Here is a 24119-nt window from a genome sequence, read left to right on the forward strand (position 1 = left end):
CTCTCTAGTGCGAAAATGGCGGCACTATGAGCAAGGGAATGTACGTACCGAAGGAGGCCCAGCCCAAGCAGGGCGGGGCGGCCGCCAAGGCCAGGGACGGCGAGAAGGGCGGCAAGCGCAAGATCGTCGCGCAGAACAAGAAGGCCCGGCACGACTACGCGATCATCGACACCTACGAGGCCGGGCTGGTGCTCAGCGGTACCGAGGTGAAGTCGCTGCGCCAGGGCCGGGCGTCGCTGGTCGACGGGTTCGTCCACATCGACGGCGGTGAGGCGTGGCTGCACAACGCCCACATCCCGGAGTACGCCCAGGGCACCTGGACCAACCACTCCGCGCGCCGCAAGCGCAAGCTGCTGCTGCACCGCGAGGAGATCGACAAGCTGGCGGTCAAGGCCGACGAGACGGGCCACACGATCGTGCCGCTCGCGCTGTACTTCAAGGACGGCCGGGCGAAGGCCGAGATCGCGCTCGCGCGGGGCAAGAAGGAGTACGACAAGCGCCAGACCCTGCGGGAGAAGCAGGACCGGCGGGAGTCGGACCGGGCGATCGCGGCGGCGAAGCGGAGGGAGCGGGGCCAGTAGGAATACGGTGGCACGCCGGTGCGTTGGTCACGTACGATGGCACCTGCACCTCACCGAGGGTGCGCGGTTTGAAAAATCAACATGGGGATGATCGGTTTCGACAGCGGATGTCGAAGCAGGGGAAGCGTGTCGAGGAAGCGGCAATGATCTCGTAAACCATATGTCGCAAACAATAATCGCCAACACCAAGCGCGATTCCTTCGCCCTCGCTGCCTAAGTAGCGACTTGCGAAGTGTCAGCCCGGGGCTGTTCCCGACCCGGATCCTGGCATCAGCTAGGGAACTAAACCTTGATCCCGGTCACGGGGTGAAGAGGGAAATCTAACAGTGACTGAGCCCGTTCCGGACTTGTCTGGGTGATCCGGAGGGCTGAGAAACTCGTACCAGACTGCACACGGAGAAGCCCTGATTCTGCACCGTTGGACGCGGGTTCGATTCCCGCCATCTCCACAATTCCCATGTACACGAGGGCCTGGCGGCCACACACCCGCCGGGCCCTCGTTGTGTTGTCCGGCGCCATACCGGCGGGTTGTTCACGGTTCTACGGTCCCTCCCCATGACGCAGACCAGAGCCGTGACCCTTCTCACCGTCCTGACGGCCCTCCTCGCCGTCCTGATCACCCCGGCGCCCGCGTCCGCCGCCTCCCTCCAGGAGGTCACCGGGTTCGGGAGCAACCCCGGAGCCCTGCGGATGTTCCGGTACGTCCCCGACGGCCTCCCCGCCGGGCGGCCCGTGGTCCTCGCGGTCCACGGATGCACCCAGAACGCCTCCGGGTACGCCACCGGCACCGGCTGGCTCCGGCTCGCCGACCGCTGGGGCTTCTCCGTCGTCCTGCCGCAGCAGCAGAGCGTCAACAACGCCTCCGGCTGCTTCAACTGGTTCCAGAGCGGCGACATCCAGCGCGGCCAGGGCGAGGCCGCCTCCCTCGCGCAGATGGTGGACCGGCAGCTCGCCGACGTCGGCGGGGACGCCTCCCGGGTGTACGTCACGGGGCTGTCCGCCGGGGGCGGGATGACGGCCGTGATGATGGCGGCGTACCCGGAGAAGTTCCGGGCCGGCGGTGTCGTCGCCGGGCTGCCGCACGGGTGCGCCCAGGCCGCCGGGTCGCCGTACGTGTGCATGTACGTCGGTGCCACCCAGACCCCGCGCCAGTGGGGCGACCGGGTGCGGGCCGCCCGGCCGGGGTACGCCGGGCCCTGGCCCACCCTCACCGTCCTCCATGGCACCGCCGACTACACGGTGAAGCCCGTCAATATGACCGACCTGGTGGAGCAGTGGACCGACGTGCACGGCGCCGACCAGTCGGCCGACGTCCAGGACACCGTCGCCGGCTACCCCCACCAGGTCTTCCGGGGCCCCGCGGGCAACCCCGTCGTCGAGACCCACAGCATCACCGGCATGGGCCACGGCCAGCCCGTCGACCCCGGCACCGGGAGCACGCAGTGCGGGACGGCCGGTGCCTACTTCCTCGACGTCGACCTGTGTGCCGCGCACCGGCTCGGGCAGACCTGGGGGCTCGGCGGTTAGCCGCGCGGCGCCACGCTCTGCCGTTCCGTCAGCCGGGGCGGCAGCAGGGTCGCCCCGGGTACGGCAGCGCCCGTCAGCTTCCGCATCAGCAACTGCACCGCGCGCTCGCCCAGTTCGGCGGTGGGAAGGGCGACGGAGGTGATCGGTACCCGGAGCGCGGTGGCCGTTTCGGCCGGACAGATGGCCGTGACCGAGAGGTCGGCCGGGACGCGCAGCCCGAGGTGCTCGAAGGCCGCCAGCAGCGGATTCAGCACGGGTTCGTTGTGGACCACCACGGCCGTCAGGGCCGGCTGCTCCCGCAGCAGCCGTTCCGCCAGCGCTCCGGCCGCCGCGGGGGTCGGCTCGCAGGGGTGGATCGAGGAGGTGAGGCCGGAGCGGTCCGCCGCGGTGGTGAAGCCCTCCGCCACCCGCTCGGCGAACGCCGTCCCGCGCGCGTACACCTCCGGCGGGGAGCCGATCAGGGCCACCACCCGGTGGCCGCGCCCGGCCAGATGGTCCACGCAGGCCTCGCCCGCCGCCCGGAAGTCCAGGTCTATGCAGGTCAGACCCGGGGCGGCGGCGGGCAGGCCGATCATCACCGACGGCAGGTCCAGGGCCCGGAGCAGCGGCAGGCGGGGGTCGTGCAGCTGTACGTCCATCACGATCAGCGCGTCCGCCAGGGCTGTGTCGGCGACGCGGCGCAGGCCCTGCACGCCCTCCTCCTGGGTCAGCAGCAGCACGTCATGGTCGTACCGTCGCGCCGCCGTCACCACCGACGCCGCGCACTGCATCACCACCGGGACGTGCATGCCGGGCCGCAGGGGCACCACCAGCGCCAGGACCTTCGAGCGGGCGCTCGCCAGGGCGCGGGCGCCGGCGTGCGGGCGGTAGCCGAGTTCGCGGATGGCGCGGGCGACGCGTTGCCGGGTCTCCACGGAGATCGGGCGCTTGCCGCTGAGGGCGTAGCTGACCGTACTGGGGGACACCCCGGCGCGCCGGGCCACATCAGTGATCTTCACCATCGGGCACCCTCACGTGACGACACGTCGAAGCGCTTCGACGGGGGAAGGTAGGCGAGGGGCGCGGGTGGGTCAATGGGTGGGACGGGATTGGAGGTCGGGGTTCACCCGGCCGACCCCCCGCCCGTCCGCTCCGGCTCCCGCCCCTCGGGAGACCGCGAGCGTCAGCGCCAGCACGGCTGCCGCCACCGGCACGCCGTACCCCGCCGTCGGCGAGACGTGTTCCGTGGTCCAGCCGCCGGCCGCGCTGCCGAGGGCGATGCCGCCGAGCAGGCCGGTCACGGCGAGGGTCATGCCCTCGTTGAGGCGGTCCTCGGGGGTGCGCCGCTGGACCAGCGTCATGTTGGTGATCATCGTGGGGGCGGTGGCCATCCCGGACACCAGCAGGGCGCCCGCCAGGACCACGAGGGAGCCGGTGAGGGACGCGGCGAGCAGGGGCAGCGTCAGCAGGGCCGCCATCGCGGCGAGGCACCACGGATAGCGGCGCTCGGCGGAACCGCCCGGCTTCAACGCCCCGTACAGCAGTCCCGCCGCACACGAGCCGCCCGCCTGGAGCGCGAGGATCACCCCGGCCGCCGTGCCGTGTCCCTGTTCGTCCGCGAAGGCGATCGTGACGACCTCCAGGGCGCCGAACACGGCCCCCATCGCCAGGCAGACGGCGAGCAGGGAGGGCATGCCCGGGGCGCGGAACGGCGGTTGCGTGGCGGTCGCCGGAGGCCGGACCGGCGGTTCGGTCGAGCGCTGGGCGGTGAACAGCGCCATGCCCGCCACCAGGAGCAGCACCCCCACCAGGGTGCCCGCCTCCCGGAAGAGACTCCCGCACAGGACGGCCGCGAGGACCGGACCCAGCATGAAGCAGAGCTCGTCCGCCGCCTGCTCGAAGGAGTTCGCGCGGTGCAGCGCCGCCTGGTCGCCCTTGAGCAGATACGCCCAGCGCGCCCGTGCCATACCGCCGGTGTTGGGAGTGGTCGCGGTGGCGGCGTACGCGGCGAAGAGGGTCCAGTCGGGGGCGCCGGTGCGGACGCACAGCACCAGCGCGAGCCCTCCGAGGGCCGCGACGAGGGTGGCGGGCAGGGCGACCCGGGCCTGGCCGTACCGGTCGATCAGCCGCGCGATCCAGGGGGCGACCAGCGCGGTGGCGGCCAGGCCGGTCGCGACCACGGCACCGGCCAGGGCGTACGAGTCCCGCGTCCCGGCGATCATGATCACCGTGCTCACGCTGAACATGCCCATGGGGAGGCGGGCCAGGAGGTTCCCGGCGGTGAAGGCGCGGGCGCCGGGTATGACGAACAGGCTGCGGTATCCGGAGGTCGGTTGCGGCATGGGGCAACCCTCGCCCGGAGTCGATCAAGGGGTCCAACACCTTCTCCGTACCGATTCACGCACCCGCGTTGTAAGTTCCCGTCATGCCCGACCCCCGTCTGTTGCGTGCCTTCCTCGCCGTCGCCGAGGAACTGCACTTCACCCGCGCCGCCGCCCGGCTCTACGTCGCCCAGCAGGCGCTCAGCCGGGACGTACGGCGGCTGGAGCGGGAGCTGGGCGCCGAACTGTTCGTACGGACCACCCGGCAGGTGACGCTGACCGCGGACGGCGAGCGGCTGGTGCCCCACGCCCGGCGGGCGCTGGCCGCGCAGGACGACCTGCTCGCCGCGTTCGGGCAGGCCAGGCCCCTGCTGGTCGATGTGAACTCACCCGGGCTCGGCACCGGGCGGCGAGTGCTGGGGCGGGCCCGCGAACTCGCCCCCGACCATGAGCTGATGGCCCGCTACGAGAGCGGGCTGACCGGAGCGGCGGCCGAGCTGCTCGCCGGGCGGCTCGACGCCTCCTTCGGACGGTTCACCGGTCTCGACCCGGCGCTGCGGGCGGGTCTGGAGCAGCAGCCCGTGCGGTTGGAGCCGATGGCGGTCCTGCTGCCCGAGGACCATCCGCTGACCGGTCTGCATCAGGTGCCCCTCGCCGCGCTGGCGGGAGAGACCGTGTACGCGGGTGCGGGCAATCCGCGCACACCGGAGTGGACCGACCTCGCGCACCAGCTGTTCGAGGGACGTGGCATCGAGGTCGCCGCGCCCGCGCCGCTCGCTGTCGGGCACGAGGAGTTCCAGCGGATCATGAGCAAGACGCGGACGCCGGTGCTCGTCGTGGTGGACTTTCCCGCCATGCCCGGCTCGGTGCTGCGCCCTTTGATCCATCCCGTGCCCCTGTCACCGGTGTCGCTGGTGTGGCGCAGGGGGCTGGTGCACCCCGGACTGGACGCGCTGCGGCGGGCCGCGGCCGAGCTGGCGGGGCGGGAGGAGTGGCTTCGGTCACCCCCCGATGGATGGATTCCGGCCAGTGACAAAGTCACGATGCGGCTCCACAACTGAGACAGCGCAAACACCGGAGTCACTCGTGCGCTACATTCTTCGCCTGAGCACAGTGTGATAAAGGGGGCGCTCGAACCAGGTGGGGGCCTGGTTTCGATCGACGAGTGCTCGGTGTCGTGCGCGCACCCGGAACTGTCCCTGGGGGGATGTGTGCGCGTGAAGAACTGGCGAGAAGACGCCCAACCGGAGTGGCCGGAGGTGGCGTCCGCGACCAAAGCGACTCCGGCTGCCGGCGGTGACACCCAGGCGTTCGCGGAGACCGCCGCTCAGCGGGTGGCCCCGACGGGCGCCGACGAGACGACGGTGCTGCCGCAGGCCGCGCCCGCCGACGGCTCCGGCGCGGAGGGCCGCGCGGATCTGACCGAGCTGCTCTCGGCGTTCGACCGGTTCGACCGGCCGGATGCCGCTCCGGGAGCGGGCGGCGCGACAGAGACGCCGCGCCGGGCGCGGAGCGGGGGCGAGGTGTTCACCCCGCGCGGGGGCGTGCGTACGCCTGCCGCGGGCGCCGCGCCTCGGGATCCGTTCCCGCCGGTCGGCGGCGCGGTCGGCGGGGTCCGCGAGACTCCGGTGGCCTCGGGCTCGATTCCGCAGCAGGCGTCGGCCTCCCCTTCGATTCCGGCACAGGCTCCGGCTTCGATTCCGCAGCAGGCCTCGGCCTCCCCTTCGATTCCGCAGCAGGCCTCCGGGTCGGTACCGGCTCCGGCCCCGACTCCCGGGGCTCCGCGAGGCGGTGCCCTGCACGACCCGTGGGACGAACCGGTGCAATCCGGCCACACCCATGACCCGCACGAGGTCACCATCCAGCTCGACGGCATCGGCCTCCAGCTCGACGGCTCGCTGCGCGCGGCCAAGGCCGCCCCCCGCGGTGGCGGTGCCGAGAGCTCCGACGGCCCGGTCTTCGTCGACGAATCCGGCCGTCGCAGCCGCCGCTTCCGGCGCCTGGGCATGCTGGTCGCCATCGCCTGCGCGGTCTACGCGGTCGTCATCGTCGCCACCGTGCTGTCCGGCAACTCCAACGCCCCCTGGCTGCCGGTCCAGGACCCGAAGAAGGACACCCCGGCCGGCCAGGTCGACACCTCGCCGGTGCCCGCCGAGTCGGCGCCGCCCGCCGACACCGAAGGCGTCACCCCGGGCGCCTCCCCCTCCGTCAGCGACGGCGTCACGCCCTCCCCGGGCGCCGACGCCACCGCCCCGGACGACGTCGGCAGCACCGAGGAGCCGGGCGCCAGCACCGATCCCGAGCCGACGGCGACCAAGCCGACGACGCGCCCGGGCGCCGACCCGACGCCGGACCCGGACCCCACCGACACGGCTCCCACGCCCGACCCCGAGCCCACCGAGACGGACACCGGCGAACCCACGCCCGACCCGACTCCGACCGAGGACCCCGGCGACACCGCCGGCACCGGAACCGACACGGTCGCCGCTCCGCCGGCCGACCTCGGCCCGGTCACCCAGGGGCCCGTCGCGGCACCGGCCGCTCCCGCAAGCCCGCACGACCCGTCCCCGGAGTACACCCTCTGATGGCTTCCCGCACCAACCGTCGGGGCGCCGTGCCCCAGGCCCCCGACGGTCCCCGGCGCCGCCGCCTGCCCATGCGCCTGCTCCTTCCCACGCTCGTCCTCGCCGCGCTGATGGCGATGCTGATGCTGCGCGGGTACGTGCACAGCGAGATCCTGGCCGACCACCGCGTCCGCCCCGCCGCCGCCTCCGACCAGGTCCCGGAGCAGATCCTCAAGGGCGGGCCGGTCATCGACGCCCGCAGCGGCCGTACCCAGAGCCTGGGCCTGCCGGACCGGCGGCTCGTCCTCACCTTCGACGACGGCCCCGACCCCGAGTGGACGCCCAAGGTTCTGGACGTACTGAAGAAGTACGACGCGCACGCCGTCTTCTTCGTCACCGGCACCATGACCTCGCGCCACCCGGACCTGGTCCGGCGCATGGTCGAGGAGGGCCACGAGGTCGGCCTGCACACCTTCAACCACCCCGACCTGTCCTACCAGTCGAAGAAGCGCATCGACTGGGAGCTGTCGCAGAACCAGCTGGCGATCTCCGGCGCCGCCGGCATCCGCACCTCCCTCTTCCGCCCGCCGTACTCCTCCTTCGCCGCCGCCATGGACAACGAGTCCTGGCCGGTGACCGAGTACATCGGCTCCCGCGGCTACATCACGGTCGTCAACAACAACGACAGCGAGGACTGGCGCAAGCCCGGCGTCGAGGAGATCATCCGCAAGGCCACGCCCAAGGGCCGCGAGGGTGCGATCGTCCTGATGCACGACTCCGGCGGCGACCGGCACCAGACCGTCGAGGCGCTGGACCGCTTCCTGCCGCAGATGCAGGAGCGGGGCTACGAGTTCGACAACCTCACCGAGGCCCTCGACGCCCCCAGCGCGCACAGCCGGGTCACCGGCGTCGACCTGTGGAAGGGCAAGGCGTGGGTCTTCCTGGTCCAGGCCTCCGACAACATCACCGCCGTCCTGGTGGTCGGGCTCGCGATCATCGGGTTCCTCGTCATCAGCCGGTTCGTGCTGATGCTCGTGCTGTCCGCCGCCCACGCCCGCCGAGTGCGCAAGAAGGGCTTCAGCTGGGGCCCGCCGGTGACCGAACCGGTGTCGGTGCTGGTGCCCGCGTACAACGAGGCCAAGTGCATCGAGAACACCGTCCGGTCCCTGATGGCGAGCGAGCATCCCATCGAGATCCTCGTCATCGACGACGGCTCGACCGACGGCACCGCGCGGATCGTGGAGGCGATGGGCCTGCCGAACGTGCGGGTGGTCCGCCAGCTCAACGCGGGCAAGCCCGCCGCGCTCAACCGGGGGCTGGCCAACGCCCGGTACGACATCGTCGTGATGATGGACGGCGACACCGTCTTCGAACCGGCCACGGTCCGTGAACTGGTGCAGCCCTTCGGCGACCCGCGCGTCGGCGCCGTCGCGGGCAACGCCAAGGTCGGCAACCGGGACTCCCTCATCGGCGCCTGGCAGCACATCGAGTACGTGATGGGCTTCAACCTGGACCGCCGGATGTACGACATGCTGCGCTGCATGCCGACGATCCCCGGCGCGGTGGGAGCCTTCCGCCGGACGGCGCTCGAACGGGTCGGCGGCATGAGCGAGGACACGCTCGCCGAGGACACCGACATCACCATGGCGATGCACCGGGACGGCTGGCGGGTCGTCTACGCCGAGAAGGCCCGCGCCTGGACCGAGGCACCGGAGACGGTCCAGCAGCTGTGGTCCCAGCGCTACCGCTGGTCCTACGGCACCATGCAGGCGATCTGGAAGCACCGCAGGGCGCTGGTGGAGAGCGGTCCCTCGGGCCGCTTCGGCCGCGTCGGACTGCCGCTGGTCTCCCTGTTCATGGTGCTGGCCCCGCTGCTGGCCCCCCTGATCGACGTCTTCCTCCTCTACGGCCTGATCTTCGGCCCCACCCAGAAGACGATCATCGCCTGGCTGGGCGTCCTCGCCATCCAGGCCGTCTGCGCCGCGTACGCCTTCCGTCTCGACCGGGAACGCATGACCCACCTCATCTCGCTGCCCCTGCAACAGATCCTCTACCGCCAGCTCATGTACGTGGTCCTCCTCCAGTCCTGGATCACCGCCCTCACCGGCGGCCGGCTGCGCTGGCAGAAGCTGCGCCGCACGGGCGTGGTGGAGGCGCCGGGAGGCCCGGTCCCGCGTCGGCGGGCGGCCGACGCGAGCGATCGGAGGCCGGTCGGATGACACAGGGCATACCGCAGCAGTCGTACGGCTACGAGCCGTACGGCATCCCGGAGCAGCAGGCGCCTGCCGCTCCCGAGCACGAGCCCGTACCCGCACCCGCGCCTGTGCCGGAGAAGCCGGGCCGGGACCGTTACCTGGACCTGCTGCGCTCGATCGCGCTGGTCCGGGTCGTGGTGTACCACCTCTTCGGCTGGGCCTGGCTGACCGTGCTGTTCCCCTCCATGGGCGTGATGTTCGCGCTGGCGGGCTCGCTGATGGCACGGTCGCTGAACCGCCCCGCGTGGGGTGTGATCAAGGGCAGGGTGCGCCGGCTGCTGCCCCCGCTGTGGGCGTTCAGCGCGGTGGTGCTGGCGCTGATGTTCGCGGGCGGCTGGAACCCGACGAAGAACACGGAGGACAGCCCCACCTGGGCTCTCCTGGAGCTGATCAACTACATCGTGCCGATCGGCGCCCCGCCGTTCCCCTGGCACATCGGCTCCAAGACGGGCCTGCTGGAGGACACCTGGGCGGTGCAGGCGGCGGGCCCGCTGTGGTACCTGCGCGCCTACCTGTGGTTCGTCGTCGCCTCCCCGCTGCTGCTGTGGGCCTTCCGTCGCGCCCCCTGGCCGACGCTGCTGGCCCCGCTGGCACTGACGGCGGTGGTCGGCACCGGAGTGGTGACGATCCCCGGCGAGACCGGCAACGCGGTCACCGACTTCGCGGTCTACGGCGGCTGCTGGGTGCTGGGTTTCGCCCATCACGAGGGCCTGCTGAAGAAGATCCCGCGCTATGTGGCCGTGTCCGGGTCCTCGCTGCTGATGGCCTTCGGCCTGTGGTGGGCCTCGGGCCACCTGGGCGCCGACGGCTGGGACCTGAACGACATCCCGCTCGCCCAGGCGACCTGGTCCTTCGGCTTCGTGGTGATCCTGCTGATCTACTCCCCGTCCTGGCAGGAGTTGCCCGGACGCCTGGCGAAGTGGGACAGGCTGGTCACCCTCTCCAACAACCGCGCGGTCACGATCTACCTCTGGCACAACATGCTGATCATGGCCACCGTCCCGATCCTGGACCACCTCTACGACCTGCCCTTCATGCAGGGGGAGCGGGCGGTGGCGGCCCTGGACTCGACGTATCTGATCTGGATGTTCTTCCTGGTCTGGCCGCTGATCGGGCTGACGATCGCGGCGGTGGGCTGGATCGAGGACATCGCCGCGAAGCGGCGGCCGCGGCTGTGGCCGAACGGTGTGCGCCGCGGGGGATCCCGCAGGCGCTCCGCCGCGGGATGACCGTCGGGTGTGGGGGCGGACCGCTTTCTCGGCGGCCGGGCAGCCGCTACCGTAACCACGCCGTACGACGATCATTTCGCGTCAGCAGGAGCCTCCATGAACGACATGCGTGCGCCCGTGTTCGGGTTGGTCACGCCTGAGGACTGGTACCGGATTCCGCTGCGGCCGCGGGAGCGGATGGAGGCGTCCGTGGCCGCCCTCGTCAAGCGGCAGTTCGCCGGGGTCGACGATCAGCCCGTGCTGCGGCGGAAGGCCGAGGAGCAGTTGCTCGGGGCCGCCGACGCGGGGATCGAGCAGGGCGGGGTGGTGCTCTACCTGTCGTTCCTTCAGGCGGGGGGCATCCCGCTGTCCGCCTCCCTCCTCGTCTGCCGGATCTTCGAGAAGTTCGACAGCCTCGATGCCGTGGTCGCGCTCGCCGGGTCCGGGGAGGTCGAGCCGGTCGAGCTCCCCGCCGCGGGGCCCGCCGCCCGGCTGCTCCGCCGTGAGCGGCCCAAGCAGTCGCGGAAGCTGGGAACCGAGTTCGAGGACACGATCGTGGAGTACTTCGTGCCGGTTCCCGAGCGTGACGAGGTGCTGCTGCTGACCTTCAGCACGCCGCTGGAGCCGATCGCCGAGGCCATGGTCGGGCTCTTCGACGCCGTGGCAGGAACCCTGCGCTGGCATCAGGCAGAGGGCACCGAGGGGACAGAGGGGATGGCGGAGTGAGCAAGAAACTCAAGGTCTCCACCGACGACCTGCGCACCGCCGGTACCGGCCTGCGGACCGTGGCGACCGAGCTCGAAGGGCTCGACAAGCTCATGGACGCCTACGACCGCCGGACCGTCGGGCACCAGACCCTCCACGAGCGGCTCCAGGAGTTCTCCGACGGCTGGGACGACAACCGCAAGAAGATGATCGAGGAGATCAAGGGCCTCGGCACGCTCGCCCACGAGGCGGGCAAGGCGTACACCGCGCTGGACACCGCGCTCTACGACGCCCTCGTGGGCAAGGGGAAGAAGAAGTGACCCGTCCTGCTGACCACCGGTGGGAGGTGCTCGGGGAGACCGGTGACCCGGTGCCCGGCGACCTCCACGACATGAAGGCACTCTCGCGGCGGTTCGCGGCCACCGCCAAGACCATCACCGACACCGCCGCCGCCCTGCGCCGGATCGGGAACCTGGAGAGCTGGGACTCGGAGGCGGGCCGCGCCTTCGCCGAGAAGGCCAACGAGACCGCGAAGACGGTGAGCAAGGCCCACGACCGGTACGCCGACGCGGCTTCCGCGCTCAAGGAGTACTGCACCGAGCTGGAGAGCGTGCAGGGCGACGCCGACAAGCTGCTCACGCAGGCGGAGACCAAGGCCGGTGATCTGTCCACCGCCAAGTCCACCGCCGCGAACCCGCCCAAGGGCACCGACAAGGCCGGCCAGGACAAGCTCGACAAGAAGGCCGCCGACCTCCAGGGCGACCTGGACGGCCTGCGCGAGCAGCTCGCCGGGCTGAAGACCCGGCACAAGGAGGCGGGCGACAAGGCCGCCAAGAAGATCCACGACACCACCGAGGGCGACGGACTCAACGACTCCTGGCTGGACGACCTCCGGGACACGTTGAAGCTCGTCAGCGATATTACGGGGGCCATCGCGGCGGTGTGCGGGCTGCTCGCGCTGTGCGTCGGCTGGATCCCCGTCATCGGCCAGGCCCTGGCGGGGGTGCTGGGCACCATCGCCCTCATCGCGACGGCGACCTCCCTCGTCTGCCATGTCCTGCTCGCCGTCAACGGCGACGGCTCCTGGGGCGATGTCGCGATCGACGTCCTGGGGCTTGCCACCTTCGGTATCGGGCGGGTCTTCGGCGCGGGAGCCAAACTCGCAGCCAACGCCGGGCGCAGCCGGGTGTGGACCGCGGCGGCCCAGTACGTTCGTGGCTGGCACCCGGGACTGAACTCGGCCGCGCGGCGAGCGCTCGTGGTGGAGATGGTCGGCCCGCGCGCCGGAGCTCTCGGTCGTGCGGTGCCCGATGTGTCTTTGGGGGCAGTCTTCAGGGGACTGCCGCGCTCCTTCGTGGATGATCTGGGCACCATCCGAAGCAATTGGAAGGATGTCTTCAAGGCCCGGGACAACGTCGATGCTGTCCGGGACGCGTGGAATGCGGCCGGTCCACGAGGCTTGGCGAGCATGTTCGTTGGTCCGGGCATGGTCGACGAACTCGGCCGGATCAAGAACATCGACCCGACGGATCTGAACTTCATCGGTACGCCGGACGCCTTCAAGCAGGCTCTGGCCTACAACTCCTGGGCACTGAGCGGCACGGCCACTGGCGGCCTGTCCGACACCAACAGCCTCACGGGTCTGTTCGGCGGCGATCCGGAGATCGATGTCACGGGTGCCGACGCCTCTCTGGCCGGAAGGTGAGGCCCATCGTGACGCCGACGACGGACGACTGGCACGAATGCCGGGTCTCCCTGCCCACTCCTGAGAACTGGTTGGTCCTGGATCTGGGGAGTCAGGACCCGCAGGGCTGGGCGCACGCGGTTGCAGAGCAGCACCTCGCCCCCGGCTCTGGGCGGGAGCGGCGTGATGCCTTTGCCGAAGACCTGCTGTGGTACTGGCTGGCAGCGGCCAGGCAGCGAGCCCTCTGTGCGGCATTGCTGGCACCGGCCGATAGCGCGATCATCGCCAGTTACACCGTTCGAGAGCTGCGGATTCCCCCAGCGTCCTTGAGCGTGGCCGCCCTTCGGGCCGAGGCCGCCCAGGCGGAAGGGCCGTTCTTCGGAAACCCGAAGCTTTCGGAGGTCGAGCTCCCTCTGGGCTCGGCGCTCCGGGTCCACCGCCAGGAGCCAACGGCACCCGACTCCGACAGCGGTGTGATCGTGGAAGGAGTGGCCCACTATGTTCTCCCGCGCCGATCCCTGACAGTGCTGGAATGTCGCCTCCTGTGGACATCCCTGGGGCTCGGCGAGGAACTGTGCAAAATCGCTGACGAGTTGGCGGCCTCAGTCCGACTGGCGTGACAGACGGCCCCCGAACACATTGCCAAGCCCCAGCCGCTCCCAGGGCGCCAGGGCCAGCGGAATCCAGCTCAGACCGATGACGAGGACGCTGACGAGTGAGACGGCGCGCTCCGGGAGGATCCACCCCAGCTGGGACAGGACGAAGGCCAGCAGCACCACGAACACGTCGAAGATCACGAGGGCGAGCACATTCCGTGCTGCCGCGTCGGGCCGGACTCGCGGCTTCTCCTCGGTGCCATGCGCCATGCCGATCAACAGCGCGGGCACGAAAGCTCCCGTGATGGCGCCGAAGGCGATGCCCCCGACCACCACGGCACTACGCCCGTCATCGGGCACGACAGCGGACAGCAGCGAGGTGTCGGCCAGCGCGAGGAGAAGCGCAACACCAGCGAAGCCTCCGAGGACCATCGCTGCGAAGACGAGGACGAGCCCCGCTCCGAACACGATGTTCCCGACCAGTGAGCGCCCTGCGCGCTGTTCCCGCGCACCCGAGGACCGCGACTCAGCGGACATGGACTCTCCCCTTCCTGTGGGGTCCGCTAGAGGATAGCGGCGCCTGGGTGGCCGGTGGCGTCACGGGAACCTCTCATCCCACCTCCGTCAAAGGTGAGAGCAACGTTCCTTTCCGGTCACCCGGTGGCACAGGCAGGAAACGCGCCCTCCCTACCTTCGGGATCAGCCACTGGAGTACGACCTGAGCCCGGAGCCCCGTGGAGGCGTCATGACAGCCCCGAGTACTGCCCCCGCCGCGAGCAGGGGAGGCCGCTGGATCGATCACTGGGATCCGGAGGACGAGACCTTCTGGAACGAGAAGGGCGAGAAGATCGCCCGCCGGAACCTGTACTTCTCCGTCCTCTCCGAGCACATCGGCTTCTCGATCTGGACCCTGTGGTCCGTCATGGTCCTCTTCATGGGCCCGGAGTACGGGCTGACTCCGGCGGACAAGTTCACCATCGTGTCCATGGCGACACTGGTCGGAGCCGTCGTCCGGGTGCCGTACACCTTCGCCGTGGCGATCTTCGGCGGGCGGAACTGGACGATCATCTCGGCCGGCCTGCTGCTGCTGCCGACGGTCGCCGCGTTCAGCGTGATGGAGCCGGGGACGTCCTTCACCACGTTCCTGGTGTGCGCGATGCTCGCCGGCGTCGGCGGTGGCAACTTCGCCTCCAGCATGACCAACATCAACGCCTTCTTCCCCCTGCGCAAGAAGGGCTGGGCGCTCGGCCTGAACGCCGGCGGCGGCAACATCGGCGTGCCCGTCGTGCAGCTCGTCGGCCTCGCGGTGATCGGCGCCGGCGGCGGGCCGCGCCTGCTGCTCGGTATCTACATCCCGCTGATCGTCGTGGCCGCGGTCCTCGCCGCGCTCTACATGGACAGCATCTCGTCCGTGAAGAACGACACCGGCGCCGCCAAGGACGCGGTCAAGGAGGGGCACACCTGGATCATGGCCTTCCTCTACATCGGGACGTTCGGCTCGTTCATCGGCTACAGCTTCGCCTTCGGCCTCGTCCTGCAGACGCAGTTCGGCCGTACGCCGCTCCAGGCCGCCTACGTCACCTTCATCGGCCCGCTGCTCGGCTCGCTGATCCGGCCCGTCGGCGGCGCCCTGGCCGACCGGTTCGGCGGGGCGAAGATCACGCTGTGGAACTACGTCGCCATGGCGGCCGCCACCTCCGTGATCATCGTGGCCTCGATGCGGGAGTCGCTGCCGCTGTTCACCACCGCGTTCATCGCCCTGTTCGTGCTGAGCGGCCTCGGCAACGGCTCGACCTTCAAGATGATCCCGGGCATCTTCCACACGAAGGCCCTCGCCAAGGGGCTCACCGGTGAGGAGGCCGCCGCCTACGGCCGCCGCCTGTCCGGCGCCTCCATGGGCCTGATCGGTGCGGTCGGCGCGCTCGGCGGACTCGGCATCAACCTCGCCTTCCGCCAGTCCTTCCTCTCGGTGGGCTCCGGCACCGGCGCCTTCGTCGCCTTCCTCGCCTTCTACGGCGCGTGCTTCGTGGTCACCTGGGCCGTATACCTTCGCCGCCCGGCGGCGCAGGAGCGGGCCACGACCGCCGCATCCGAGTCGAAGCCGCAGCTCAGCTATGCCGAGGTGTGAGACGGGTGTGACGTAACACCGTGGACATCAAGCCGAACCGAGCCTGTCACGCACCATTGACAGGCTCGATCGGCATGCGGGTGTACCCGATATGTGACGACTCGAGTGCGGGACGAGAGTTATGTACGACGAACAGCACAAGCCCGGTCACGGGCAACACGGGCCCCTCGCGGGGTTCACCGTCGGTGTGACCGCCGCGCGCCGGGCCGACGAGCTCGGGGCGCTGCTCCAGCGCCGCGGCGCCGCCGTCCTGCACGCCCCTGCCCTGCGCATCGTGCCGCTCTCCGACGACGGTGAACTCCTCGCCGCCACCAAGGAGATCGTGGACCAGGCGCCGGATGTCGTCGTCGCCACGACCGCGATCGGATTCCGGGGGTGGGTCGAGGCGGCCGACGGCTGGGGGCTCGGCGAGGACCTGCTGGACCGGCTGCGGGGGGTGGAACTGCTGGCGCGCGGGCCAAAGGTGAAGGGCGCGATCCGGGCCGCCGGGCTGACCGAGGACTGGTCGCCGTCGTCCGAGTCCATGGCGGAGGTGCTCGACCGGCTGCTGGAGGAGGGCGTCGACGGGCGGCGGATCGCCGTACAGCTGCACGGGGAGCCGTTGCCCGGGTTCGTCGAGTCGCTGCGGGCCGCGGGCGGGGAGGTGGTCGGGGTGCCGGTGTACCGGTGGATGCCGCCGGAGGACCTCTCTCCGGTGGACCGGTTGCTGGATGCCACGGTGTCCCGCGGGGTCGACGCGCTGACCTTCACCAGTGCGCCGGCGGCGGCGTCGCTGCTGACCCGGGCGGAGGAGCGGGGGCTGCTGGCGGAGGTGCTGGCGGCGTTGAACCATGATGTGCTGCCCGCGTGCGTGGGGCCGGTGACCGCGCTGCCGTTGCAGGCCCGGGGTATCGACACGGTGCAGCCCGAGCGGTTCCGGCTCGGGCCGCTGGTCCAGCTGCTGTGCCAGGAACTGCCCTCCCGGGCGCGGGCGTTGCCGGTGGCGGGTCACCGCGTGGAGATCCGGGGGCATGCGGTGCTGGTGGACGGGGCGCTTCGGCCGGTGCCGCCGGCCGGGATGTCGCTGCTGCGGGCGCTGGCCCGGCGGCCGGGGTGGGTGGTGGCGCGGGCGGAACTGCTGCGGGCGCTGCCGGGTACGGGGCGGGATGAGCATGCCGTGGAGACGGCGATGGCTCGGCTCCGGTCGGCTCTCGGCACGCCGAAGTTGATCCAGACGGTGGTGAAGCGGGGGTATCGGCTGGCGCTGGATCCGGCGGCGGATTCGAAGTACGCGGACGTGTAGGTGGGTTGGTCGTCGGTCGTCGGTCGTCTGCGGCGCGGTGGGGGCTGATCGCGCAGTTCCCCGCGCCCCTGAAGGCGGCTCCGCCGCCCCCTATTTGGGGCTCCGTCGCCCCAGGGCTGTGGTCAGGCAGGCTGTGCCTGCTGTCAGTAGTGCGGCTCGTATCGCGTTCCAGGCCGCCCACCGGTCCTCGAACTCGGCCCGTAGCGCCGTCGGATCGCCCGGCCTCGCCAGGGCGTCGTTCAGGGGGATGTTCGCCGTGACCGTCACCGCCAGCGCGAGCACGTTCGCGGCCAGGGCCGCCCAGACCCAGCGGTGGCCCGGGGCGCCCCGCAGGTGCCATGCCGCCCAGCCCGTCAGGGCCGGTGCGCCGAAGAAGGTCAGCAGGAACACCGGGTTCTGGATCACCTCGTTGATGTTCCGCATCACCTCGACGTACACCTCGTCCTCGCTTCGGGCCAGCCCCGGCAGCACCGCGCAGCCGAAGGCGTAGAACGTGCCGGCGAGCAGTCCCGTGGTGAGCGTGGCCGCCGTGAGGGTGGCTGTCCTTGTCGTCATGTCCTCAGTCAAGTCACCGCTCGCCGCCCGGAACATGGCCCCGACGCCCGGCCGCATAAGCGCGCGTCCACTAGGGGTTCCAGCCGCGGAAGCGGGAAGGCACTGTTAGAGGGAACGGTTCGTCCGGGGCCGGACCCGGGATGACCCCTAGGCGGTGACAGGCACATGGCACTGGGTACGGCCACGGTCCCGTACGAGCTGCGCTTCGACGCGGGACGGATCTGCCTCGATCTCCTCGCCACGACCCACCCGGTGGAACGGCTCGACTCCGTCCCGGTGCTGTGCGCGTGGATCACCGGGGCCGGGCTCGTCCCGGCCGGCACCCCGCTCGGGCACGCCGACCCCGCCTGGCTCGCCGACTTCCGCGAACTGCGCAACGGAGTCGACCAGTTGGTGCGCGGAGCCCTGTCCGCCGAGGCCAGGTCCTGGTCGTCGTACGGCCATGCCCTCGTCCGCGTCAACGACACCGCCCGCACCCCGCCCCCCGCCCCGCGCGCGATCCGTGCCCAGGACGGCACGCTGGTACGGGAGTTGGAGGGGCCGCCGGAGCGGGACGCGCTGCTCGCCGCGGTGGCGCGGGATGCCGTGGAGCTGCTGACGGATCCGCTCGCGCGGGCGGGGCTGCGGCAGTGCGAGGGGGACAACTGCCCGATCGTCTACCTCGACACCTCGCGCGGGCGGCGCAGGCGCTGGTGCAGCAGCGAGGTGTGCGGGAACCGGGAGCGGGTCGCCCGGCACCGGCGGCGGGCGGCGCTCGCCCGCGCCTGACGAAGTGTTATGTCCCTTCTGTGACGCGGCTGTCGAAGTGATGTCGATTACATATCTTTTGCCTTCGCCGGGGCCATGCGACGGCGACTCCCCGTCCGCCGATGGCGGAAAGGTGAAGACATCGAGGGGGGAATGTGCCCCGGTGTCCTCTCCGTCATGTCACCCCGCAGAAAACTGTCACCCCACTTTGAACACCCAACGTCCTCGCTGCGTACCGGTGGTGGAGCGACTGACTGGGGGAGCCCAGATGAATCGGGGACACCGGAGGTGGGCGTGCGCAAGGATGCGGCCGTGGCCAAAGAACGTGGATCGAGGGCCCGACATCGCATGTCCCAGCCCTCGGTTGAACCTGACGAGGAGCTGATGCGTGCTCTGTACAGAGAGCACGCCGGACCCCTGCTCGCGTATGTGCTCCGGCTGGTCGCCGGCGACCGGCAGCGCGCCGAGGACGTCGTGCAGGAGACGCTCATCCGTGCCTGGAAGAACGCCGGCCAGCTCAATCGAGCGACCGGATCGGTACGCCCCTGGCTGGTGACGGTCGCCCGGCGCATCGTCATCGACGGCCACCGCAGCCGGCAGGCCCGGCCGCAGGAGGTCGATCCGTCGCCGCTGGAGGTCATCCCCGCGGAGGACGAGATCGACAAGGCGCTGTGGTTGATGACGCTGTCGGACGCGCTCGACGACCTGACCCCCGCCCACCGGGAGGTGCTCGTCGAGACGTACTTCAAGGGACGTACCGTGAACGAGGCGGCCGAGACGCTCGGCATACCCAGCGGCACCGTCCGTTCCCGGGTGTTCTACGCCCTGCGGTCGATGAAGCTGGCACTGGAGGAGCGGGGGGTGACGGCGTGATGAACACCTACGGGGGATACGGAGCAGGGGGTCCGGGTATGACTGGCCCCATGCAGGGATCTTCGGGCGCGAACGAGCACGAGACCGTCGGCGCCTACGCCCTCGGGATCCTCGACGACGCCGAGGCAACCGCTTTCGAGATGCACCTCGCGACCTGCGAGTGGTGCGCCCAGCAGCTCGACGAGCTCGCCGGGATGGAGCCGATGCTGGCCGCGCTCGCGGATCTGCCCGGCGCCGGCACACCCGCCATCGGCGAGTCGCTGTCGGCCAAGCCCAGCCCGCGCCTGGTGCACAACCTGGTCGACGAGGTCGCCGAGCGCCGCGCGCTGACCCGCCGCCGCAGCTTCTACATGGTGGCCGCCGCGGCCGCGCTGATCGTCGGCGGCCCGGTCGCCGCCATCGCCACCACCGGCGACGAGGGCGGCACGTCCACCGAGGCGCACGCCACCAGCCCCGCCAAGGCCGCCTTCGACGTCATGCCGGACCGGGTCTCCGGCCGGGACGCCTCCACCAAGGTCTCCGCGACCGTCGCCATGGAGACGAAGGCCTGGGGCACCCACGCCGTGCTGGAGCTGAAGAACGTCACCGGTCCGGAGAAGTGCTCCCTGATCGCCGTGGGAAAGAACGGCGAACGCGAGACGATCACCTCCTGGTCCGTCCCGAAGTGGGGCTACGGCATCCCGAACGCCCGCACCGAGCAGGCCCGCCAGCCGCTGTACGTGCACGGCGGGGCGGCCTTCACGCCCGAGGAGATCGAGCGCTTCGAGGTGCTGACCTTCGACGGCAAGCGGCTGGTCGAGGTGGACGCGTGAGGCCGCTCCGGGCGGACGCATAGCTTCCAGGGCCCCCCTTCGCGTACGGTTGACGGCTGCCCAGCACGTCAGAAGGGGGCCCGGTGGCCGCACAGGCTCAGCAGGAAACCGCGGTCGGTGCGGTCCCGGATTCGGTCCGGGACCGCGAGATCAGCGTTGAACAGGAACACCTGGACCGGGTGTACCGGCGCCTCGAGGAAAAGATCCATGAGGCCGAGTTCCTCATGCACGACGCGGCCAGGCGCGGCCAGGTCGGCACCCCCGGAGCGCTCGCCGAGCGGGACGCCCAGGTCTTCCGGGCGGGCGTCCACCTCAACCGGCTGAACAACGAGTACGAGGACTTCCTCTTCGGCCGGATCGACCTGCTGCTCGGCAAGGACGGCAAGAAGGGCCCGGACGGCGCCTACACCGCCGTGGAGCCCGCCGACGGCGCGGTGCGCTCCGACAACACCGCCGACATCGCCGAGACCCTGCACATCGGGCGGATCGGGGTCCTCGACACCGACTACGCCCCGCTGGTCATCGACTGGCGGGCGCCCGCCGCCGCCCCCTTCTACCGCTCCACGCCGGTCGACCCCGGCCGGGTCGTCAGGCGCCGGGTCATCCGCTCCAAGGGCCGCCGGGTCCTCGGCGTCGAGGACGACCTGATGAGACCCGAGCTCACGGCGTTCCTGGGCGGCGACGCACTGCCCGTGATCGGCGACGGCGCCCTGATGGCCGCCCTCGGACAGGCCCGCACCCACACCATGCGGGACATCGTCGCCTCCATCCAGGCCGAGCAGGACCTGGTCATCCGCGCCCCCGCCGCCTCCGTCACCTACGTCGAGGGCGGCCCGGGGACCGGGAAGACGGCCGTCGCCCTGCACCGCGCCGCCTACCTGCTCTACCAGGACCGGCGCCGGTACGCGGGCGGCATCCTGATCGTCTCGCCGACCCCGCTGCTGGTGGCGTACACCGAGGGTGTGCTCCCCTCGCTGGGCGAGGAGGGCCAGGTCGCGATCCGGTCGATCGGCTCGCTGGTCGACGGCGCCGAGGCCACGCTGTACGACTCCCCGGCCACGGCCCGCGCCAAGGGCTCGTACCGCATGCTCAAGGTGGTGCGGAAGGCCGCGCGCGGAGCGCTGGAGCTGAACGATTCTCCGGACCGGCTCCGCGTGGTCGCCTTCGGCCGCCGCATCGAGCTGGAAGCCGGGGAACTGGCCGAGATCCGCCGCACCGCCCTCAGCGGCACCGCGCCGGTGAACCTGCTGCGCCCGCGCGCCCGCAAGCTCCTGCTGGACGCCCTGTGGTCGCGCTCCGGGAGCGCCGGCCGGCACACCGACCCCGAGCTCGCGGCCGAGCTGCGCTCCTCCTTCGACGAGGACGTGACCGGCGAGGACTCCTTCATCGAGTTCCTCGACGCCTGGTGGCCCGAGCTGACCCCGAGGGCCGTGCTCGAGGCGATGGCCGACGAGAAGCGCCTCGGCCGCTGGGCCCGGCGCGTCCTCAACCCGGGCGAGATCCGCCGGGTCGCCCGCTCCCTGCGCCGGGACGGCTGGTCCGTGCACGACATCGCCCTGCTCGACGAGCTGCAGGCGATCCTCGGCACCCCGGCCCGCCCCAGGAAGCGGCGCGAACTGGACCCGCTCGACCAGCTCACCGGGCTGGAGGAGCTGATGCCGGTCCGCGAGGAGACCCAGCGCGAACGCGCCGAGCGCCTCGCGCAGGAGCGCGTCGAGTACGCCCATGTCATCGTCGACGAGGCCCAGGACCTCACCCCGATGCAGTGGCGCATGGTCGGCCGCCGCGGCCGGCACGCCACCTGGACGGTCGTCGGGGACCCGGCCCAGTCCTCCTGGTCCGACCCGGACGAGGCCGCCGAGGCCCGCGACGAGGCCCTCGGCAGCCGTCCGCGCCGCCGCTTCCGGCTCACCGTGAACTACCGCAACCCCGCGGAGATCGCCGAGCTGGCGGCGAAGGTGCTGGCGCTCGCCATGCCCGGCTCCGAGTCGCCGTCCGCCGTCCGCTCGACGGGGGTCGAGCCGCGGTTCGCCGTCGTGCGCGAGTCGCTCGGCCGGACCGTCCGCGAGGAGGCCGCCCGGCTGCTCGACCGGGTCGACGGCACCGTCGGGGTCGTCGTCGCCATGCAGCGCCGCGAGGAGGCCACCCGCTGGCTCTCCGGACTCGGCGACCGGGTGGTGGCCCTCGGCAGCCTGGAGGCCAAGGGCCTGGAGTACGACGCGACGGTCGTCGTCTCGCCCGCGGAGATCGCCGACGAGTCCCCGGCCGGCCTGCGCGTGCTCTACGTCGCCCTCACCCGCGCCACCCAGCAGCTGACGGTGGTCTCGGCCGAGCGGGACGAGCCGGACGCGACGGGGGTGCCGGACCTTCTGCGGGACTGATTCGCCCCTTCGGCGGGACCGGCTCGGCCTTCCGCGGGACTGACTCGCGGGACGGGAATGGTCTTACGGGCCGGGTTTGTTAGCCTGGGTGTGGCACCGGCCCGATCCAAGCCCCCGGGCCCAACCTTCGTCGCTACGAGCGACCACTTGCCGCGAGGCGAGCATGGCGGGTCGGTGTCACTGAACGACCGAGAGGCCCACGTCCGTGTGACGTGGGCCTCTTTGTTGTCGTAACCCTGGCTGATCGATTCTCGTATCGTGGAAGATGTTTTCCGAACTCGTCGTCCACCGGTGAACAAAAAGTCCGCAATCCAGGGCGGCTACCACGTACTGAGCGGTAGGTGCGACGATCGGACGGCACAACTTCGCGACACGGTGAAAGCAGAGGAAGTCGGCCATGGCAACGGCGCCCAGCGTCTCCTACTCGATGACCATCCGGTTGGAGGTGCCCGCGAGCGGAACGGCCGTCTCGCAGCTCACCACCGCCGTGGAGTCCTCCGGAGGCTCGGTCACCGGCCTCGACGTCACCGCGTCCGGGCACGAGAAGCTCCGTATCGACGTCACCATCGCGGCGTCGTCCACCGCCCACGCCGACGAGATCGTCGAGGAGCTCCGGGGCATCGAGGGCGTCACCCTCGGCAAGGTCTCGGACCGTACGTTCCTGATGCACCTCGGCGGCAAGATCGAGATGCAGTCCAAGCATCCCATCCGCAACCGTGACGACCTGTCCATGGTCTACACGCCGGGTGTGGCCCGGGTCTGCATGGCCATCGCCGAGAACCCCGAGGACGCCCGCCGGCTCACCATCAAGCGCAACTCCGTCGCGGTCGTCACCGACGGCTCCGCGGTGCTCGGCCTGGGCAACATCGGGCCCAAGGCCGCACTGCCGGTCATGGAGGGCAAGGCGGCCCTGTTCAAGCGGTTCGCCGGGATCGACGCCTGGCCGATCTGCCTGGACACCCAGGACACCGACGCCATCGTCCAGATCGTGAAGGCCATCGCCCCCGGCTTCGCCGGCATCAACCTCGAGGACATCTCGGCGCCCCGCTGCTTCGAGATCGAGGCGCGGCTGCGCGAGGCGCTGGACATCCCCGTCTTCCACGACGACCAGCACGGCACGGCGATCGTGGTGCTCGCGGCGCTCACCAACGCGCTGCGGGTGGCCGCCAAGTCGATCGAGGGCATCCGGGTCGTCATGTCCGGCGCCGGCGCGGCCGGTACGGCCATCCTGAAGCTGCTGCTCGCGGCCGGGGTGAAGAACGCCGTCGTCGCCGACATCCACGGCGTGGTGCACGCGGGCCGCGCGGACCTGGTGGACGCCGCCCCCGACTCGCCGCTGCGCTGGATCGCCGACAACACCAACCCCGAGGGCCTGACCGGCACGCTGAAGGAGGCGGTGCGCGGCGCGGACGTCTTCATCGGTGTCTCGGCGCCGAACGTCCTCGACGGCACCGACGTGGCCGCGATGGCGGAGGGCGCCATCGTGTTCGCGCTCGCGAACCCCGACCCCGAGGTGGACCCGGCAATCGCCCGTCAGACGGCGGCAGTTGTGGCCACCGGCCGCTCCGACTTCCCGAACCAGATCAACAACGTGCTGGTCTTCCCGGGTGTCTTCCGCGGTCTGCTGGACGCGCAGTCCCGCACGGTCAACACCGACATGATGCTCGCGGCCGCGAAGGCGCTGGCGGCCGTGGTGACCGAGGACGAGCTGAACCCGAACTACATCATCCCGAGCGTCTTCAATGACAAGGTCGCGGGCGCGGTGGCGGGCGCGGTGCGGGAAGCGGCGAAGGCGGCCGGGCTGGCGCCGGGCGACCACTCCGGCGGCGTCTGACGACGTGACGATCGCCACGGCAAGTCTTTGTCGCGGCGCGTCGTGGAACCGGCGGCCCGGGGCATCCGTTTATGGTGACGGCCAGGC

The 24119-nt window shown here is 71.1% G+C and carries 21 protein-coding genes and 1 other RNA gene; 18 read left to right on the top strand and 4 right to left on the bottom strand.

All coding sequences use genetic code 11. The features are described 5' to 3' along the window. Nucleotides 1-38: 38 nt before the first annotated feature. The 3 genes from smpB (at nucleotide 39) to ACFYW5_RS05855 (ending at nucleotide 2108) form a co-directional block, all read left to right on the top strand. Nucleotides 39-581, top strand: a complete 543-nt coding sequence (gene smpB, locus ACFYW5_RS05845; RefSeq protein ID WP_389416418.1) for an SsrA-binding protein SmpB — start codon at nucleotides 39-41, stop codon at nucleotides 579-581. Nucleotides 582-664: 83 nt separating this feature from the next. Then, nucleotides 665-1033: a transfer-messenger RNA gene (ssrA, locus tag ACFYW5_RS05850) on the top strand. A 103-nt stretch (nucleotides 1034-1136) separates the two neighbouring features. Beyond that, nucleotides 1137-2108 (top strand): alpha/beta hydrolase family esterase, encoded by a 972-nt coding sequence (locus ACFYW5_RS05855; protein WP_389415693.1) that lies wholly within the window; start codon nucleotides 1137-1139, stop codon nucleotides 2106-2108. On the opposite strand, the gene ACFYW5_RS05860 is transcribed toward ACFYW5_RS05855, so the two are convergent. Together ACFYW5_RS05860 and ACFYW5_RS05865 are read right to left on the bottom strand one after the other, a co-directional pair. Next, nucleotides 2105-3109 (bottom strand): LacI family DNA-binding transcriptional regulator, encoded by a 1005-nt coding sequence (locus ACFYW5_RS05860; RefSeq protein WP_389415694.1) that lies wholly within the window; start codon nucleotides 3107-3109, stop codon nucleotides 2105-2107. The two genes, ACFYW5_RS05855 and ACFYW5_RS05860, sit on opposite strands and share 4 nt — an antisense overlap. A gap of 69 nt (nucleotides 3110-3178) precedes the next feature. Further along, nucleotides 3179-4429, bottom strand: coding sequence for an MFS transporter (locus ACFYW5_RS05865; protein WP_389415695.1), 1251 nt, complete (start codon nucleotides 4427-4429; stop codon nucleotides 3179-3181). An 83-nt stretch (nucleotides 4430-4512) separates the two neighbouring features. Here ACFYW5_RS05865 and ACFYW5_RS05870 point away from each other — a divergent pair, with 83 nt between their 5' ends. The 8 genes from ACFYW5_RS05870 to ACFYW5_RS05905 all read left to right on the top strand — a co-directional run bounded on the left by ACFYW5_RS05870 (nucleotide 4513) and on the right by ACFYW5_RS05905 (nucleotide 13444). Next, on the top strand, nucleotides 4513-5469 hold the full coding sequence (locus ACFYW5_RS05870; protein ID WP_389415696.1) for a LysR family transcriptional regulator: 957 nt from the start codon (nucleotides 4513-4515) through the stop codon (nucleotides 5467-5469). A gap of 156 nt (nucleotides 5470-5625) precedes the next feature. Then, nucleotides 5626-6993: a hypothetical protein gene (locus tag ACFYW5_RS05875; protein ID WP_389415697.1), complete on the top strand. Its 1368-nt coding sequence runs from the start codon at nucleotides 5626-5628 to the stop codon at nucleotides 6991-6993. Then, a complete protein-coding gene (locus ACFYW5_RS05880) occupies nucleotides 6993-9191 on the top strand; it encodes a glycosyltransferase (protein ID WP_389415698.1) in 2199 nt (732 codons plus the stop codon). The genes ACFYW5_RS05875 and ACFYW5_RS05880 overlap by 1 nt, the downstream gene beginning before the upstream one ends. Further along, nucleotides 9188-10456, top strand: coding sequence for an acyltransferase (locus ACFYW5_RS05885; protein WP_389415699.1), 1269 nt, complete (start codon nucleotides 9188-9190; stop codon nucleotides 10454-10456). Before ACFYW5_RS05880 ends, ACFYW5_RS05885 begins: the two co-directional genes overlap by 4 nt. A 96-nt stretch (nucleotides 10457-10552) precedes the next feature. After that, nucleotides 10553-11161: a hypothetical protein gene (locus ACFYW5_RS05890; RefSeq protein WP_389415700.1), complete on the top strand. Its 609-nt coding sequence runs from the start codon at nucleotides 10553-10555 to the stop codon at nucleotides 11159-11161. Beyond that, a complete protein-coding gene (locus ACFYW5_RS05895; RefSeq protein WP_250076385.1) occupies nucleotides 11158-11460 on the top strand; it encodes a hypothetical protein in 303 nt (100 codons plus the stop codon). Before ACFYW5_RS05890 ends, ACFYW5_RS05895 begins: the two co-directional genes overlap by 4 nt. Next, the gene (locus ACFYW5_RS05900) at nucleotides 11457-12845 is read left to right on the top strand and encodes a hypothetical protein (RefSeq protein WP_389415701.1); all 1389 of its coding nucleotides are present in this window, start codon (nucleotides 11457-11459) and stop codon (nucleotides 12843-12845) included. Before ACFYW5_RS05895 ends, ACFYW5_RS05900 begins: the two co-directional genes overlap by 4 nt. An 8-nt stretch (nucleotides 12846-12853) precedes the next feature. Continuing rightward, a complete protein-coding gene (locus ACFYW5_RS05905; RefSeq protein ID WP_389415702.1) occupies nucleotides 12854-13444 on the top strand; it encodes a hypothetical protein in 591 nt (196 codons plus the stop codon). Here the strand turns inward: ACFYW5_RS05905 and ACFYW5_RS05910 are convergent. Further along, on the bottom strand, nucleotides 13427-13957 hold the full coding sequence (locus ACFYW5_RS05910) for a hypothetical protein (protein WP_389415703.1): 531 nt from the start codon (nucleotides 13955-13957) through the stop codon (nucleotides 13427-13429). The two genes, ACFYW5_RS05905 and ACFYW5_RS05910, sit on opposite strands and share 18 nt — an antisense overlap. Before the next feature lie 208 nt (nucleotides 13958-14165). On the opposite strand from ACFYW5_RS05910, the gene ACFYW5_RS05915 reads away from it, so the two are divergent. Then, nucleotides 14166-15548: a nitrate/nitrite transporter gene (locus tag ACFYW5_RS05915; protein ID WP_389415704.1), complete on the top strand. Its 1383-nt coding sequence runs from the start codon at nucleotides 14166-14168 to the stop codon at nucleotides 15546-15548. A gap of 121 nt (nucleotides 15549-15669) precedes the next feature. Then, nucleotides 15670-16830, top strand: a complete 1161-nt coding sequence (locus ACFYW5_RS05920) for a uroporphyrinogen-III synthase (protein WP_389415705.1) — start codon at nucleotides 15670-15672, stop codon at nucleotides 16828-16830. Between the two features lie 90 nt (nucleotides 16831-16920). Here the strand turns inward: ACFYW5_RS05920 and ACFYW5_RS05925 are convergent, their stop codons facing one another. Beyond that, nucleotides 16921-17385, bottom strand: a complete 465-nt coding sequence (locus tag ACFYW5_RS05925; RefSeq protein ID WP_389415706.1) for a DUF1772 domain-containing protein — start codon at nucleotides 17383-17385, stop codon at nucleotides 16921-16923. A 165-nt stretch (nucleotides 17386-17550) separates the two neighbouring features. Here ACFYW5_RS05925 and ACFYW5_RS05930 point away from each other — a divergent pair, with 165 nt between their 5' ends. The 5 genes from ACFYW5_RS05930 to ACFYW5_RS05950 all read left to right on the top strand — a co-directional run bounded on the left by ACFYW5_RS05930 (nucleotide 17551) and on the right by ACFYW5_RS05950 (nucleotide 24032). After that, entirely contained in the window at nucleotides 17551-18153 is a 603-nt protein-coding gene (locus ACFYW5_RS05930) for a CGNR zinc finger domain-containing protein (RefSeq protein WP_389415707.1), read from the top strand. 267 nt (nucleotides 18154-18420) lie between these two features. Beyond that, nucleotides 18421-19005, top strand: a complete 585-nt coding sequence (locus ACFYW5_RS05935; protein WP_186287205.1) for a sigma-70 family RNA polymerase sigma factor — start codon at nucleotides 18421-18423, stop codon at nucleotides 19003-19005. A gap of 50 nt (nucleotides 19006-19055) precedes the next feature. Next, on the top strand, nucleotides 19056-19817 hold the full coding sequence (locus tag ACFYW5_RS05940) for a zf-HC2 domain-containing protein (RefSeq protein ID WP_389415708.1): 762 nt from the start codon (nucleotides 19056-19058) through the stop codon (nucleotides 19815-19817). Nucleotides 19818-19900: 83 nt separating this feature from the next. Continuing rightward, complete coding sequence (locus tag ACFYW5_RS05945; protein WP_389415709.1) at nucleotides 19901-22198, top strand: HelD family protein; 2298 nt, start codon at nucleotides 19901-19903, stop codon at nucleotides 22196-22198. A gap of 397 nt (nucleotides 22199-22595) precedes the next feature. Continuing rightward, nucleotides 22596-24032 carry an NAD-dependent malic enzyme gene (locus tag ACFYW5_RS05950; RefSeq protein ID WP_389415710.1) on the top strand — a complete coding sequence of 479 codons (1437 nt, stop codon included), beginning with the start codon at nucleotides 22596-22598 and terminating at the stop codon, nucleotides 24030-24032. Nucleotides 24033-24119 lie beyond the last annotated feature (87 nt).

The sequence above is a fragment of the Streptomyces sp. NPDC002779 genome, assembly GCF_042888685.1.
Lineage (GTDB): Bacteria > Actinomycetota > Actinomycetes > Streptomycetales > Streptomycetaceae > Streptomyces.

What these genes read in the sequence shown, in the direction of transcription:
- smpB (WP_389416418.1), top strand. Translation starts at nt 39, where the DNA reads ATGTACGTACCGAAGGAGGCCCAGCCCAAGCAGGGCGGGGCGGCCGCC.
- ACFYW5_RS05855 (WP_389415693.1), top strand. Translation starts at nt 1,137, where the DNA reads ATGACGCAGACCAGAGCCGTGACCCTTCTCACCGTCCTGACGGCCCTC.
- ACFYW5_RS05860 (WP_389415694.1), bottom strand. Translation starts at nt 3,109, where the DNA reads ATGGTGAAGATCACTGATGTGGCCCGGCGCGCCGGGGTGTCCCCCAGT.
- ACFYW5_RS05865 (WP_389415695.1), bottom strand. Translation starts at nt 4,429, where the DNA reads ATGCCGCAACCGACCTCCGGATACCGCAGCCTGTTCGTCATACCCGGC.
- ACFYW5_RS05870 (WP_389415696.1), top strand. Translation starts at nt 4,513, where the DNA reads ATGCCCGACCCCCGTCTGTTGCGTGCCTTCCTCGCCGTCGCCGAGGAA.
- ACFYW5_RS05880 (WP_389415698.1), top strand. Translation starts at nt 6,993, where the DNA reads ATGGCTTCCCGCACCAACCGTCGGGGCGCCGTGCCCCAGGCCCCCGAC.
- ACFYW5_RS05885 (WP_389415699.1), top strand. Translation starts at nt 9,188, where the DNA reads ATGACACAGGGCATACCGCAGCAGTCGTACGGCTACGAGCCGTACGGC.
- ACFYW5_RS05890 (WP_389415700.1), top strand. Translation starts at nt 10,553, where the DNA reads ATGAACGACATGCGTGCGCCCGTGTTCGGGTTGGTCACGCCTGAGGAC.
- ACFYW5_RS05910 (WP_389415703.1), bottom strand. Translation starts at nt 13,957, where the DNA reads ATGTCCGCTGAGTCGCGGTCCTCGGGTGCGCGGGAACAGCGCGCAGGG.
- ACFYW5_RS05915 (WP_389415704.1), top strand. Translation starts at nt 14,166, where the DNA reads ATGACAGCCCCGAGTACTGCCCCCGCCGCGAGCAGGGGAGGCCGCTGG.
- ACFYW5_RS05920 (WP_389415705.1), top strand. Translation starts at nt 15,670, where the DNA reads ATGTACGACGAACAGCACAAGCCCGGTCACGGGCAACACGGGCCCCTC.
- ACFYW5_RS05925 (WP_389415706.1), bottom strand. Translation starts at nt 17,385, where the DNA reads ATGACGACAAGGACAGCCACCCTCACGGCGGCCACGCTCACCACGGGA.
- ACFYW5_RS05930 (WP_389415707.1), top strand. Translation starts at nt 17,551, where the DNA reads ATGGCACTGGGTACGGCCACGGTCCCGTACGAGCTGCGCTTCGACGCG.
- ACFYW5_RS05940 (WP_389415708.1), top strand. Translation starts at nt 19,056, where the DNA reads ATGCAGGGATCTTCGGGCGCGAACGAGCACGAGACCGTCGGCGCCTAC.
- ACFYW5_RS05950 (WP_389415710.1), top strand. Translation starts at nt 22,596, where the DNA reads ATGGCAACGGCGCCCAGCGTCTCCTACTCGATGACCATCCGGTTGGAG.